Origin of the sequence: Microbispora sp. NPDC049125 (genome assembly GCF_040802045.1) — a bacterium.
In the GTDB taxonomy this organism is placed as follows: Bacteria; Actinomycetota; Actinomycetes; order Streptosporangiales; family Streptosporangiaceae; genus Microbispora.
Genome location: NZ_JBEZDW010000012.1, coordinates 80088 through 94049 on the forward strand (window position 1 = coordinate 80088; position 13962 = coordinate 94049).

At 72.7% G+C, this 13962-nt stretch carries 11 protein-coding genes; 2 read left to right on the plus strand and 9 right to left on the minus strand.

Features of this window, described 5'->3' with window-relative positions; genetic code table 11:
* Positions 1–157: 157 nt before the first annotated feature.
* The 6 genes from AB0B72_RS16345 to AB0B72_RS16370 all read right to left on the minus strand — a co-directional run bounded on the left by AB0B72_RS16345 (position 158) and on the right by AB0B72_RS16370 (position 9351).
* Positions 158–1792, minus strand: coding sequence for an ABC transporter (locus AB0B72_RS16345; protein WP_367739578.1), 1635 nt, complete (start codon positions 1790–1792; stop codon positions 158–160).
* A gap of 48 nt (positions 1793–1840) precedes the next feature.
* Positions 1841–4261: a dynamin family protein gene (locus AB0B72_RS16350; protein WP_367739580.1), complete on the minus strand. Its 2421-nt coding sequence runs from the start codon at positions 4259–4261 to the stop codon at positions 1841–1843.
* On the minus strand, positions 4258–5490 hold the full coding sequence (gene cobA, locus AB0B72_RS16355; protein WP_367739581.1) for a uroporphyrinogen-III C-methyltransferase: 1233 nt from the start codon (positions 5488–5490) through the stop codon (positions 4258–4260). The genes AB0B72_RS16350 and cobA overlap by 4 nt, the downstream gene beginning before the upstream one ends.
* A gap of 117 nt (positions 5491–5607) precedes the next feature.
* Complete coding sequence (gene cobT, locus AB0B72_RS16360; RefSeq protein ID WP_367739582.1) at positions 5608–6693, minus strand: nicotinate-nucleotide--dimethylbenzimidazole phosphoribosyltransferase; 1086 nt, start codon at positions 6691–6693, stop codon at positions 5608–5610.
* A gap of 296 nt (positions 6694–6989) precedes the next feature.
* Positions 6990–8141, minus strand: a complete 1152-nt coding sequence (locus AB0B72_RS16365; RefSeq protein ID WP_367739583.1) for a sirohydrochlorin chelatase — start codon at positions 8139–8141, stop codon at positions 6990–6992.
* Positions 8142–8262: 121 nt separating this feature from the next.
* A complete protein-coding gene (locus AB0B72_RS16370) occupies positions 8263–9351 on the minus strand; it encodes a GNAT family N-acetyltransferase (RefSeq protein ID WP_367739584.1) in 1089 nt (362 codons plus the stop codon).
* Between the two features lie 136 nt (positions 9352–9487).
* Here AB0B72_RS16370 and AB0B72_RS16375 point away from each other — a divergent pair, with 136 nt between their 5' ends.
* A complete protein-coding gene (locus tag AB0B72_RS16375; protein ID WP_367739585.1) occupies positions 9488–9907 on the plus strand; it encodes a DUF2795 domain-containing protein in 420 nt (139 codons plus the stop codon).
* A gap of 24 nt (positions 9908–9931) precedes the next feature.
* A complete protein-coding gene (locus tag AB0B72_RS16380) occupies positions 9932–10999 on the plus strand; it encodes a Vms1/Ankzf1 family peptidyl-tRNA hydrolase (RefSeq protein WP_367739586.1) in 1068 nt (355 codons plus the stop codon).
* Between the two features lie 10 nt (positions 11000–11009).
* Here the strand turns inward: AB0B72_RS16380 and AB0B72_RS16385 are convergent, their stop codons facing one another.
* From AB0B72_RS16385 to AB0B72_RS16395, 3 genes are read right to left on the minus strand one after another with little or no spacing between them, the layout of a single operon-like run.
* A complete protein-coding gene (locus AB0B72_RS16385; RefSeq protein WP_367739587.1) occupies positions 11010–11762 on the minus strand; it encodes a lactate utilization protein C in 753 nt (250 codons plus the stop codon).
* Positions 11759–13180 carry a lactate utilization protein B gene (locus AB0B72_RS16390; protein WP_367739588.1) on the minus strand — a complete coding sequence of 474 codons (1422 nt, stop codon included), beginning with the start codon at positions 13178–13180 and terminating at the stop codon, positions 11759–11761. Before AB0B72_RS16390 ends, AB0B72_RS16385 begins: the two co-directional genes overlap by 4 nt.
* On the minus strand, positions 13177–13929 hold the full coding sequence (locus AB0B72_RS16395; RefSeq protein WP_367739589.1) for a (Fe-S)-binding protein: 753 nt from the start codon (positions 13927–13929) through the stop codon (positions 13177–13179). Before AB0B72_RS16395 ends, AB0B72_RS16390 begins: the two co-directional genes overlap by 4 nt.
* Positions 13930–13962 lie beyond the last annotated feature (33 nt).

Consider the following 13962-nt stretch of genomic DNA (forward strand, 5'->3'; position numbering starts at 1 on the left):
TCATTCTGTGGACAGCCGGCCTTCTGTGGACGGCGCAGCGCACGGCGACGCCGCCCCTCCGACCGGCGGACCGCTCCGGTGCGGAGGCGACGTCAAGGCCTGGCGACGTCAGCGCTTGGAGACGTCAGAGCTTCACGACGTCAGCGCTTCGCGACGATCAGCGCTTGGCGACGGTCATGGCGGCGAAGAACTCGTTGTAGCGGTCAAGCTCGCGCTCGACCGGCTGGACGACCATGTCCTGAGCGACGACGCCCACGCGGCGCCGCATGTCCCGTTCGAGCCGGTCGCGCTCCTTGCCCGCGCCCAGCACGACGAAGTTCCTGCTCGCCACCGCGGACAGCAGCCCGAGCCCCATCACGCTGGCCATCATCAGCGCGAGCCAGGGCAGCACCGCCACGTCCCCCAAGATCTCGGCCGGCGGCCGGCCCGCCTTGAACACTCCGTACGCGATGATGGCGGCGGCCCAGGCCAGGCCCCCCGCGAACGCGAGGACCAGGAGGTACTGCCAGATCTTCAGCAGCCACCACCAGGCGGGCACCCGGTCCAGCGGCGGGGCGACCTCCGACAGCTCGTCCGACAAGGCCTTGGGGAGCTGCGCCGACCGCGAACGGGCGGCGTCCCGAACGCCGTGCCGCCACACCTCCGGCATGCCGGCGGTGAGCCCGTCGGACAGCGCCTGCACCGCGTTGTCCACCTCCGCCGGCTGCGCGCTCACCGAGCTGCCGACCAGGTTGCGGATGTCCTCCTTCACCGCGCCGAGACGCAGGCTGCTCAGCGGGTCGGGCCGCAGCTTCGCGGCCCACCGCGCCCACGGCCATCCCACCCAGTCGACCGAGCGGACGCCGTACACGTTCTCCATGGCCTCGCCCAGCGCGGAGACACCGATGGCGTCGCACAGGGCGTCGGCGAGCCCGGCGCGGCGGGCGCCGTCCACGGTGGGCTCGACGCGCAGGATCTCGGGCATGTCGGCGGCGACCCGCAGCATCAGCCGGTCGAGATCGGCCTCCAGGCGCTGGTAGGCGGCCCGCCGGGCGGCGACGGACTCTGCGAGGACGGCCTTGAGGCTGTCGATGCCCCTGCCTGCCGTCGCCGAGGTCGCCACCACCGTCGGGTGGGCGACGCCTTCACGCCGGAGCAGATCCTCCAGGTCGGCGACGCACTCCGCCTGCTCCTCGGGGGTCAGCCGGTCCACCTGGTTGAGCACGAACACCGTCACCGCGTCGTGCCCGGTCAGCTCGGCGACGTAGCGGCGATGCACGGAGGCGTCGGCGTACTTCTGCGGGTCGAGCACCCACACGACGAGGTCGGCCAGCTGGATCAGGCGGTCGGCCTCGGGGTCGGTGAGCGCCCGGATCGAGTCGTGATCGGGCAGGTCGAGCAGGATCAGGCCGTGAAGCTGGCTCTCACCCCTGTCGAGCGCGCTCGCACGGGCGAAGCGGTGGCGCCACTGGATCTGGAGCCAGTCGAGCAGTGGGGCCGCGCCGTCCAGGCCCCATACGCACGCGTGCGTACGGGCGGTGGTCGGCCTGCGAACGCCGATGGGCGAAAGCTCCAGCCCGGAGACGGCGTTGAACAGGGACGACTTGCCGCTGCCCGTGCCTCCCGCCAGTGCCACGACCGTGTGGTCGGACGACAGCCTGAGCCGCTCGCCCGCGCGCATGAGGAGCTGGGAGGCCTCGGCGAGCAGCGCCGGCTCGATCCGGCCCTGGCCGAGCTCGACGATCCTGGCCAGGGCGGACAGGCGGCGCCCCAGCCCGTGCTGCTGCGTGTCGGCGGTGCTGAGAGTGGTCATCGTTCCCTCACCGTCGTGCCGGAGGCCGGTAGAACGGCATGGTGCCGGTCATCGCGCGACCTCGAGGTTGTACGTCGCCTGGTAGAGGCGGGTGGCGGCCGCCTCGTCGGGGATGCCCGCGCTGTCGAGTGCGTCCACGTATCGGAGCGTCTCCTCGTCGAACAGCAGGCCGATCCGTGCTCTCAGGTCGCTCCTGGCCTTGGCGCTGATGCTGCGCAGCGACTCCGCGCCGAGGAGGCCGCGCAGCAGCCGCTGAGGCAGCGCGCTGTTCCCCGTGCCCACGGAGACGTCGGTCGTGCCGTAACCCAGAAGGCCGATCGTGAAGATCAGCGAGAGCGACTCCACATCGAAGGAGACGAGCTTCGCCACCGAACGCTTGGTCACGCCCTCGGTGCGGATCAGCTCGGTGACGTGGTCCTGCCAGGAGGTGATGGTCCGTGCGGTCCTTCGTACGGCTTCCTCGGAAGGGCGGCCGAGACCGGGGGTGGCGGCGAGGCGGTCGCCCGCGCCGGCGCGCTGCCTCCACCGCGTGACCACCTCCTCGGCGGCGCGCTGCGCGGCCGAGGTGATGACCGATTCGAGGCCGGCGCGCAGGGCCGCCTTGAGGGCGCGGACCCGCTCAGGGCCCAGGTGCTGCTGCGCCTTGCCGCCACGCCGCAGCTGGAGAGTACGCATGAGGTCGCCCGAGCCGGCGAAGTCCTGCCAGCGAGCGAGCACCTCACCGCGGAGCAGCGAGCCGTTCCGGGTGGCCTCGTCGATCTCCGCGAGGGCCCCCATGTAGGCCGCGTCGACGTCGGACCGCAGGTCGGCCCGGAGGGCCACCTGGGTTTCCAGGTGGCGGGCGAGAGCGGGCAGCCGGGTCCTGAAACTGTTGAACACGCCGTTCAACGTCGCCTGCACGGCGGCCGAACGCCGCTCGTCGTCGACGGACAGCTCGGCCACCCACATCCGGAGGTCGGCGACCTCGGTGTCGGGAAGGCGTCCGTCCCTGACCGCCGTCTCCTGGATCACGAACCGCTCGACCTCGCCCAGGCCGTACTCGTCGAGCATCCGGCCGAAGTGCTTGACGATGACGTCACGGGACTTGGACGGCACCCGGGACAGCACGATGACCAGGCGGGCCCCGCGCTCCTTGGCCCGGCGCAGCAGGCCCCACGACGGCGCGTCGGCGTACCTGGCCGCCGTGGTGACGAAGACCCACAGGTCGGCGGCGTCGAGCACGCGGTGGGCGATGTCGTGATGCTCCTCGACGACGGAGTCGATGTCGGGCGTGTCGAGCAGGGCCACGCCCTGCGGCAGCCGCGGCGTCGAGACGAGCACCACGCTGCCGGTCCCGGCCCCCTCGGCCGCCTGGTCGAGCCGGGTCAGCCCGCCGAGAAGGTCGCCCTTCGAGTACCACTCGAGGTCGTCGGGATGACAGACGAGCACCGGCGTCCCCGTCGTCGGGCGGCGGACGCCGGTGGCCGTCACCTTCTGCGCCGCGAGAGTGTTGACCAGGGTGGACTTCCCCGCCCCTGTCGAGCCCGCGACGACGATCAGGGCCGGGGCGGTGCTCATGTGCACGCGGGGGATGACGTAGTCGTCGAGCTGGGCGAGAACGGTCGCCTGCGCCTTGCGCGCCTCGTCCGAGCCGGGCACGTCGAGCCCGAAGTGAAGGCCTTTCACGGCCACGCGGAGCTGGTTGAGCGCCTGGGTCAGCGCGGCGGACACCGGCTCCGGCAGGGGGACCTCGCGGACGTGCCCGTGGCCCGGCCCCAAGCCGCCTGGTTCTTCGCCGCCCGGCTCCTCGTCGACCGGGTCCTCGCTGACTGGGCCCTCGCTGACTGGGCCCTCGTCGACCGGGCCCTCGTCGACCGGGCCCTCGTCGACCGGGCTCTCGTCGACGAGCTCCTGCCCCGCGTCGGCGTGGGGATCGGACGCCGTATCGGGGGCGGGGCTATCGGCGCCCTCCGGGGCCGCACCGTCGGTGGCGTCGTCCCCATCGGAACGGCCGTCGCCCACGGCTTCGGGCCCGGCCTCGTCCGCAGTTGCCGCATCGGCCTCGTCCACGGCGGCCACAGCGGGGACCGGCGCCTCTGAGCCCGCTTCCGGGGAGGCGATCCCACCGGGGCTCACGGCCTCATGCTCGGCAGCCCGGTGCTCCTCGGCGGTGGTCTCGTCCCCGGCCGGCGGCGGCTCGGCATGGGCATCGGCCGGAGGGTCGGGATCCCCGTCATGTACGGCCGGGACCTCGCTCTGGGACGTTCCACGGGACGTGGGGCCGGTCCCTGGGCGCTTGCGTGACGTACGGACCCCACGGGCGGGCGCGGCGGAACGGGGGGCGGGATCGTCCTCGCGAATGGCGTGGAAGGCGATCGTCTGCTCCCCCGGCGTCTCCGGATGCTCCTCGATGGCCGGCTCCTCGGTCACGGCGTCTCCGGAATTGGTCGCGGTCTCGTGGTCGGGCGTCTTCCTGGCTGCCGATTTCACGGGACCCGCTCCGCTCGCACCATCTCGATCTCCTGGCCGACTCTGACGACGTCACCGACGATCACGATCGCCGGGGGCCGGACCCCAGCCGCGGTCACCCGTTCCGCCACCGTGGAGAGCGTGGCGGTAACAGCTCGCTGGGTGGGAAGAGTACCGTCCTGTACCACCATTACGGGAGTTTCCGGTGAACGTCCGTCTCGCAGCAGCGTTTCGGCGATCTCGCCGATGCGCTCGACCGCCATGAGAAGTATCAGGGTTCCCTGTGATCTTGCCAATCCCGGCCAGTCCACCGTCGACCTCGGGTCTCCCGGGGCCACATGGACCGAGATCACGTGGAACTCCTGGCTGACCCCGCGATGAGTGACCGGGACGCCGGCCGCCGAGGGGACGGCGACCGCGCTGGTGATGCCCGGGACCACTGTCACCGGGATGCCGGCCCTGGCGCAGGCGATCATCTCCTCGCCGCCGCGGCCGAAGACGAACGGGTCGCCTCCCTTGAGCCGGACCACGAACTTGCCTTGCCGGGCGTGCTCGATGAGCAGCTCGTTGATCTTCTCCTGCGACAGGGACCGCCCGTACGGGACCTTCGCGGCATCGATCAGCTCGACGTCGGACGGGAGCTCGTCGAGCAGCGCGCGAGGCGCCAGCCGGTCGGCCACGACGACGTCGGCCTGCGCCAGGAGCTGGCGGCCCCTGACGGTGATGAGCCCGGGGTCGCCCGGCCCGCCGCCGACGAGGGCCACACCCACGGGCTTGGTGCGGTGGCGGCGCGCGTCGACCGTGCCGTCCCGCAGCGCCCCGACGATCGCGTCACGGATCCCGGCGGCACGCCGCGGGTCGCCCCCGGCGGTGACGGCGACGCCGACCTCGTCGACCCGGCCGCTCGCCGGGGTCCACGCCGCGGAGGCGTCCTTGTCATCCGCCCGCACGCACCAGATCCGCTTCGCCTCGGCCTCGGCGGCGACGGCCGTGTTCACGTCCCGGCGGTCGGTGCAGGCGTGAACCAGCCATGCTCCGTCGCAGTCGCCGACCTCGTACGGCCGTCGCTCCCAGGTCACCCTGCCGTCGGCGATGAGATCGTCGAGCGCCGGGGTGACCCCAGGCGAGATCAGGGTGACGGACGCTCCGGCGTCGAGCAGGGCGGGAATCCGCCGCTGGGCGACCCGGCCGCCCCCGACGACGAGCACCCGCCGCCCGTCGAGGCGAAGACCAAGCAGGTAGGGCGCCATGACCCCAGTCTCCCTAATGCGTCAAGGGTGCATTGTTAGGAGGCAAACCTACCCGTTGGTCTACGACCGCATTCACCAGATGAGACTTATCGGCCCACCGGGCGGTCCCCAGGCGTATCAGGAGTCCTTGTCCGCAACTCCAGCCGAGTCGAAGGTGGCCACGTCGTGCATGACGCGCACCGCGGCGCTGACGAGCGGATGGGCGAGCAGTCCCCCGCTGCCCTCGCCGAGACGAAGCTCCAGATCGACGAGCGGGCGCAGGCCGAGGTGCGCCAGCGCCACCGCGTGACCGGGCTCCACCGAGCGGTGCCCCGCGACGCAGTAACCCACCGCGTCGGGGGCGAGCGCGGCCGCCACCAGCGCGGCCGCTCCGGCGATCACACCGTCGAGGATCACCGGCACCCGCGCGGCCGCGGCGCCGAGGACGAACCCGGCCAGCGCCGCGTGCTCCAGCCCGCCCAAGGCGGCGAGCGCCCGCAGGGCCTCCTCGGGCCCGTCCTGTACGGCTCCCGCGGGCGGGATCCCGTTGGCGTCCAGCGCCCGCCGTACGATCTCGATCTTGTGCTGGTACGTGGCGTCGTCGATGCCGGTGCCGCGCCCGGTGACGGAGGCGGGGTCGTGACCGGCGAAAGCGCAGATGAGGGCAGCGGAGGCGGTGGTGTTGGCGATGCCCATGTCTCCGGTGATCAGGCACCGGTTCCCGGCGGCGACCAGCTCCCGGGCGACCTCCACGCCGGCCGTCAGTGCCCGCACGGCCTGCTCCCGCGTCATCGCGGGCCCGATGGACAGGTCGGCCGTGCCGTAGGCGACCTTGCGGACGATCAGCCCGGGTGCCGGGGGCAGATCGGCGGCGACACCCACGTCGACCACGGTCACGGAGGCTCCCACCTCGGCGGCGAAGGCGTTGGCCACCGCGCCTCCGGCGGCGAAGTTGGCCACCATCTGGGCGGTGACCTCCTGCGGCCACGGGCTGACGCCCTGGGCGTGGACGCCGTGGTCCGCGGCGAAGATCGCGAGGGCGGCCGGCACCGGCAGCGGTGGCGGGCAGCAGCCCGCGATCCCGGCGAGCCGTACCGCGACGTCCTCGAGCACTCCAAGGGAGCCGCGCGGCTTGGTGAGCCGGTCGTGGTGGGATCGCGCGTCGGCCATCGGGCCGGGGTCGATCGGCCGGATGGCGTGAATCGTCTCTTCGAGAGGCGTCATCGCTCACTCCTTCGGCGGGCTGGGGACGGCAGTGTGGGGGGACTGCCCTGTGACGGACCGCTGCTCTGACCGACCGCCCTCCTGACGGACGGCCGTCCCGACGGGCCGCACTGGACGGACCCGCCATGCCCGACACACTAGACGGACCCGCCGTACCCGGCGGACCGCAACTGGACGGACCTGCAGTGCCCGGCGGACCGCCACTGGACGGACCGCCGTGCCGCCGGGCGACTGCCCCTGCGCACGGCCGTGCCCGCGGACGACTGTGCTGGACCGGCCGCCCCGCGCGGCCCGGCTCAGACGGCGCTGGCGACTCCGGGCTGCGCGAGCGGCTCGCCGCCGAGCTTCACGTCCATCCCCGCGCCGACGGCGTCGATCCGCGCGTCCACGGCGTCGAGCCCGGCCTCGGCCCGCGTCTCGACCACCTCGAGCTCGGCGCCGAACTCCGCTTCCACCGCTCCGAGATCGGCCTCGATGCCCGCTCCGATCTCCGCCTCGATCCCCGCCTCGATCTCCGCCTCCAGATCGACGTCCAGATCCGCGTCGAGCTCGGCGTCCATGTCGCGCTCCTGCAGGCCGGCCGCCGCCAGATAGGGCCGCGCGGGCGGCGGTGCGTGGGACACGTGCCGGTCGTGGGCGTTCGGCGACTGCCCCGCTCCCGCCAGGGCCTCCTCGTACCGGTCGATGACGACGTCGGCCAGGCCCTCGCAGTCACCGATGACCTCGGCGCAGCGGATGTCGAGCCCTTCGTGGTTCGCGCCGTACGCGAGGGCCTGGGCCCAGATGCGTTCGAGCACCGCCCCGGCGAACAGGACGTACGGCAGGACGATCACCCGCTTGGCGCCGAGCCTGCGGCAGCGCTCCAGACCGCCGGGAACGCCGGGGCGGGTGTGGGAGACATAGGCCGTCTCCACGGTGAGCAGATCGGCGGCGTGGGTCTCCCAGAACAGCCGGGAGACCCGGTGGACCTCCGCGTTCACGGCCGGATCGGTGGACCCGTGGCCCACCAGGACCACGGCCGTCTCCGACGGGCCGATCTCGGCCGGAGGATCGTCGGTCACGAACCTGGGCATCTCGGCACGGGCGTCGGCGAGCCGCTCGGCGAGCACCGCCAGCACCCGGGGGTCGGGGCCGAGAGAGCGGCCGAGATCGTACTCGAGCGTCGGGTGCCGCTCCTGCTCCAGCGCCATCGTGCCGGGGACGTCGCCCAGCGCGTGCCGGTCGCCGGTGAGGCTGAGCGGCACAGCGATCAGGTGGTGGTGGCCCCGGGCGACGAGAGAGGCGATCGAGTCGCTCAGCGGCGGCCTGGCGTTCGTGATGAAGCCACCGCTGACCTCGGCGGGAAGCCCGTCGAGGCGGCAGCGGAGGCGATGGACGAACCTGCCGAACTCGGCCACGCCGGTCTCATCGTGGGTGCCGTGGCCGATGAGCAGCAGCGGCGGTTTCATTTACCTGATCTCCCATGCCTTGACCTGCGGGACGCGTGATCCGGCTCGCGAGGATAACGTTCGGAGCCCAATCATGGGCGTCGCTTGACCGGTAGGCCCAGGCGATGGGGCAATTCTTTACCTATTGCCATGAATTTTCCCCGTTCAGGATGCTGAACACCACGGCGTCGGCCCTGCCGCCGGGCACCGGGAGCGCCTGCCTGAGGATGCCCTCCTCGATGAACCCGGCCCTCCTGGCGACCGCCTGGCTGGCGTGGTTCCCCGTCGCCGCCAGCAGGTGGACGCGATGGAAGCCCAGAGAGAACAGGTGCGCCGTGATCATCTGTGTGGCCTCGACGGCGTACCCCCGTCGCCGTGCCCACGGGGAGATCCAGTACCCCACCTCGGCGTCCCCACGCTCGTGGTCCTCTCGCTGCACTCCTATCGCCCCCGCGAGCCGCCCCCCGTCTTTGGGCTCGATCGCGAAGTTGCCACCATAGCCCTGGCCGGAGGCGTGTGCCAGCCGCGTGCACCACTCCAGCGCGCGCTCCAGCGTGTAGCCCGCCGCCCACGTCATCCAGCGGGCGATCTCCGGGTCGTTCCTCACCGCGTCGACGACGTCGAAGGCGTCCCGCCGGCTGAACCGGCGCAGCACGAGGCGGTCACTCGTCAGGCGGTGCTCGGCGAAGGCCGCGCCGTCGCCCTTCAGCATGCCGAAGACCACGAGGTCATGCGGGCCGTCGTCCTCGAATCCCGCGCCGCGCAGCAGGCCCTCCCGGAGGAACCCCGCCTTCTCGGCCACGCGGAGGGAGGCGGCGTTGTCGGAGTTCGCCCGCAGCTCGACGCGGCGCAGCACGCCCTCGCCGAGCAGGCGGCCGGTGAGTCCGCGTACGGCCTCGGTCGCGTACCCGCGGCGCCGGTGGGCCGGATGGACGCCGTACCCGACCTCCGCGGTGCCCGCGCCCCACTGGGCCTTGAACACGCTGATCGATCCCACCACCGTGTCGCGGGCCCACATGCCCAGGTGGATCCCCTGGCCGGAGCGCCACAGCTCGTGGACCCCCTGGGACAACCACTGCGAGATCCCCGCCGGGTGGCCGGGCGCGCCGGGCGGCAGGGCGGTGGTGTGCGCGCCGTCGTCGATGATCGCGCGAACGTGGCGCGCGTCGCGGGGACCGAACGGCCGCAGGGTCAGCCGCTCGGTGTTGATTGTCAGCCGCTCGTCGAACACTGCGTCACTCCATGAAATAAGCGGATTTTTCTCCCGCCCCTGGTCAGATACGGCGCACAGCTCGCCGTCGTTCGATGTTTGGCGCGGGGGGGCCGGGTACGAGGCACGTCAGTGACCCTATTCGGGAGGTGAGGTCATGAGCATCCAGCGCGGAAGCGACAAGCACGGCCGCAGGCTCGACGAGGAGCAGAAGCACGAGACCCAGGGCCTCGTGAAGGGGAGCGGCACCAGTCGCGCAGAGGAGTGGCGAGAGCCCGAGCCGACGCACCAGCCGGAGAACGATTTGGCGCCGCAGCGCCGGCAGCCGTCCGGCCGTGAGCCGGGCACCCCCATAGGCATCACCCCCGCTGACGTCGAGCGCCGCAGCAATCTCGCCAAATGGCTCAGCGACGCCGGCTTCCCCGCGGATTCCGTCAGGCTCCTCGCGCACGCCGAGGAGAGGAACGCGCCTGACGCCGTGATCGACGCCGTCCGCCGTCTGCCCGACATGAAGTTCCACAACATCGGGGAGGTGGCCGAGGCCCTGGGGCTCGGCATCGAGCGTCAGCGCTGGTGAGAGGCAGGTGAGAGGGGAGGCCTCGTGAAACTCGACGCCATCCGGCCGCTCTACGACCATCCCGGCCCCTTCGCCTCGGTCTATCTCGACACCGACCGGTCGCTTGAGGGCTTCGCCAACGTCATCCAGCGGCGCTGGGCGGGGCTGAGGGAGCGGCTCACCGAGGCGGGAGCGCCGGACGAGGTCCTCGACCCCATCGGCGAGCTGCTGCTCGACCCCTCGCACTCGGCGCCGGGGCGTGCCGTCTTCGCGCGAGGGTCGGACATCCTGCTGACCGCGCCCCTGTCGGCTCCCCCTCGCCGCGACATCGCGCGGTGGGGGCCGCTGCCTCATGTGATGCCGCTGCTCGCCCAGCTCGGCGAGCCCGTCCCGCACATCCGGGTGCTGGCCGACCACGCCGGGGCCGACGTGGTCGTCGTGACCGGGAGCGGGCGGCGGGAGCTGTCGGTGGAGGCCACGGACCGGCCGCTGCAGAAGACCGGCCAGGGGGGCTGGTCGCAGCGCCACTACGAGCAGAACGTCGAGGAGACCTGGCGCCGCAACGCGGCCGCCGTCGCCGGGATCGTGGACAGGGAGGCCCAGCGGACCGGCGCGGAGGTCATCGTGCTGGCCGGCGACCCCAAGGCGCGCTGCCTCGTGATCGACCAGCTCGGCAAGGAGAGCGCCCGGCGGCTCACGGTGGCCGACCACGGCAGCCGCGCGCCGGGGGCAGGGCTGGAGCACTTCGACGCCGAGGTGGAGCGGGCCTGCGCGGCCTGGGCGGACGCGCGCCGGGCCCTGCTGCTCGACGCGTACGCGGCGGGGCAGTCCGTCACGGGCCTGCAGGAGACGACGCGCGCCCTTCGCGACCGCCGCGTGCGGACGGTGCTGCTGCGCGACGACCCCTCGTCGACGGCGACCGCCTGGATCGGCCCGGAGCCGGCCCAGGTGTCCACCGACCGGGCCGACCTGCTCGACTGGGGCGTGCGAGAACCCGTGGAGGAACGGGCCGACGCCGCCCTGGCCAGGGCGACCGCCGCGACGGACGCCGAGGTCTGGTTCGTCGAGGAGATCGCCTCGCGGGACGGCGTGGGCGCGCTGCTCCGGTTCTGACCCGGACGGGTCAGGTGACGATCAGCACTTCGAGCGTGCGGGGGCCGTGGACGCCCTCGACCCGGTTGAGCTCGATGTCGCTGGTGGCCGAGGGGCCGCTGATCCAGGTCAGCGGCCTCACGGGGTCGAGCCGGGCGACCCCGTCGGGCACACCGGGGGCGATCTGGTCCGCCCGCACCACGCACAGGTGGTAGTCCGGCACCAGGCTGAGTGCCCGCCGTCCCTGCCCGGGGCCGGCGTCCAGCACGATGGTGCCGGTCTCCGCGATCGCCACGGCGCAGGTCGTCATGACGCCGTCCACCCCGTCCAGGGCGGCGGCGGTCAGCCTCGGCTCATCCGTGATCCACTCGATCGCCGGAGCCGTGGACGACGACGCCCCCGGAGCCGTGAGCGGCGCCCCTTCCCGGCTCGTGAGCGACGCTGCCTCCGGAGTCGTGACCCACGACGCGTCCGAGGTCGGGAGCCATGACGTGGGGAAGCCGTCCGGCACGACCACCCGCCGGGCGCCCCGCCCGGCCAGCGACCGCGCGACGCGCTCCGCCGTACCCGGCTCGGGCAGCACGTGGACGACGGCTCGGTAGTCGCGCACCCGCTCGGCGAACAACTCGGCGAGCCCCTCGGGGGGCGTGGCCGCCGCCCCGCGGTAGGCACGGATGATCTCGACGTCGGGGACGTCGGCGACGGCGCGGCGCACGTCCGCCAGGATGCGCTCCCGCGACCCGCCTCCTGCCCGCGGCCCGGCGCCCGGCTGTCGCGCGCTCATCGGCGGCCTCCGTCCGTACGTGTCCACCACTCGCGGAACGACTCCTTGGGGATCGGGGGAAGGTCCCGCGTGTCGGTCCACCCGCCCAGCGGGCCAGGCAGCCGCTCGGGGACGAAGTTGCGCAGCCGCCCGCCGAGCCGCTGCATCCGGGCCAGCCGCCCGGACCGCCGGAGCACCCATCCGGCCGCCGCCATGCCGGCGCGCTCGGCCGGCGGATGGCGCCCCTCCGCGCGCAGGTGGACCAGCACCGAGGGGATGTCGATGGCGACCGGGCAGACCTCGTAGCAGGCGCCGCACAGCGACGAGGCGTACGGCAGCGAGCGGTCCAGGTCCGAGCCCATCCCGTGCAGTTGCGGCGTCAGGATCGCCCCGATCGGCCCGGGATAGACCGACCCGTACGCGTGGCCGCCCACCCGTTCGTACACCGGGCAGACGTTGAGGCAGGCCGAGCAGCGGATGCAGCGCAGCGCCTGCCGCCCGACCTCGTCCGCCAGCACCTTGGTCCGGCCGTTGTCGAGCAGGACGAGGTGGAACTCCTGCCCCTCGGTGGCGCCGGTCCACATCGACGTGTACGGGTTCATCCGCTCGCCGGTGGAGCTCCTCGGCAGGAGCTGGAGGAAGACCTCAAGGTCGCGCCAGGTGGGCAGCAGCTTCTCGATGCCGACCACGGTGATCAGGGTCTCCGGCAGGGTCAGGCACATCCGGCCGTTGCCCTCCGACTCCAGGATCACCATCGTCCCGGTCTCCGCGACGGCGAAGTTGGCCCCGGAGATCGCGACCTTGGTCGCGAGGAACCGCTCCCGCAGGTGGAGCCGGGCGGCCTCGGCCAGCGCGTGCGGCTCGTCGGTGAGGTCGTCGGGCGCGGGACGCCCCCAGTCGGCCATGCGGCCGGCGAAGATCTCGCGGATCTCCGACCGGTTGCGGTGGATCGCGGGCACCAGGATGTGGGACGGCCAGTCGTCGCCGAGCTGCACGATCAGCTCGGCCAGGTCGGTCTCGTACGCGGTGATGCCCTCGGCGAGCAGGGCCTCGTTGAGCCCGATCTCCTGGGTGGCCATCGACTTGACCTTGACCACCTCGGTCTCCCCGGTGGCCTTGACCAGATCGGCCACGATCCGGTTGGCCTCGTCCGCGTCGGCCGCCCAGTGCACGTGGCCCCCGGCGGCGGTGACGGCCTCCTCCAGCTGGAGGAGGTAGGTGTCGAGGTTCCTGAGCGTGTGGTCCTTGATGACCTTGCCCGCCTGGCGCAGCTCCGCCCAGTCGGGGAGCTCGTCCACGACGCGGGCCCGCCGGGCCCGGATGGTCCTGGTCGCCTTGCGGAGGTTGAACCTGAGCTGGGAGTCCTGCACGGCCGCGGCGGCGTTGCGGGGGAAGGTCCCGCCGGTGTGGCCTGGCATGCCGAGGAAGGTCGCGCTCATCCGGCGCCTCCGGGCAGCGTGCTCACGCCGCGCCGTCTCGCCGCCGGCTCGGTGGCGGCCAGGATCTCGGCCAGGTGCATCACCCGCACGCCCGCCTTCTGGCGGTGAAGGGCGCCGCCGATGTGCATCAGGCACGAGTTGTCGGCCGCGCAGAGCACCTCGGCGCCGGTGTCCAGGACGCTGCTCACCTTGTCGCCGCACATGGCCGCCGACACGTCGGGGTTCTTCACCGCGAACGTCCCGCCGAAGCCGCAGCACTCGTCGGCGCCCGCGAGCGGGACCAGCTCAATGCCCTTGACGTGCCTCAGCAGGGTGGCGGGCCGGTCGCCGAGACGGAGCCCGCGCAGGGAGTGGCAGGTCGGGTGGTAGGTGACCCTGTGGGGGAAGTACGCCCCGACGTCGGTCACCTTCAGCACGTCGACGAGGAACTCGCTGAGCTCGTACACCTTCGGCACGAGCTCCCCGGCCATCGGCCCGGTCAGCCGGGGGTACTGCTCGCGGACCATCGCGGCGCACGAGCCCGAGGGCATCACGACGGCGTCGTGGCGCCGGAACGCGGCGACGGTGCGGCGCGCCAGCCGCGCGCCCTCCTCGCGGTAGCCCGTGTTCACGTGCATCTGCCCGCAGCAGGTCTGCGTCTGCGGGAAGTCGACCTCGACGCCCAGGCGGCGCAGCAGCGTCACGACGGCGCGCCCGGTGCCGGGGAAGAGCGTGTCGTTGACACAGGTGACGAACAGGGCGACCCGCACATTCCCTCCCGATGTATGGTCAGACCAAATATG

What these genes read in the sequence shown, in the direction of transcription:
- AB0B72_RS16345 (WP_367739578.1), bottom strand. Translation starts at nt 1,792, where the DNA reads ATGACCACTCTCAGCACCGCCGACACGCAGCAGCACGGGCTGGGGCGC.
- cobA (WP_367739581.1), bottom strand. Translation starts at nt 5,490, where the DNA reads ATGGCGCCCTACCTGCTTGGTCTTCGCCTCGACGGGCGGCGGGTGCTC.
- cobT (WP_367739582.1), bottom strand. Translation starts at nt 6,693, where the DNA reads ATGACGCCTCTCGAAGAGACGATTCACGCCATCCGGCCGATCGACCCC.
- AB0B72_RS16365 (WP_367739583.1), bottom strand. Translation starts at nt 8,141, where the DNA reads ATGAAACCGCCGCTGCTGCTCATCGGCCACGGCACCCACGATGAGACC.
- AB0B72_RS16375 (WP_367739585.1), top strand. Translation starts at nt 9,488, where the DNA reads ATGAGCATCCAGCGCGGAAGCGACAAGCACGGCCGCAGGCTCGACGAG.
- AB0B72_RS16385 (WP_367739587.1), bottom strand. Translation starts at nt 11,762, where the DNA reads ATGAGCGCGCGACAGCCGGGCGCCGGGCCGCGGGCAGGAGGCGGGTCG.
- AB0B72_RS16390 (WP_367739588.1), bottom strand. Translation starts at nt 13,180, where the DNA reads ATGAGCGCGACCTTCCTCGGCATGCCAGGCCACACCGGCGGGACCTTC.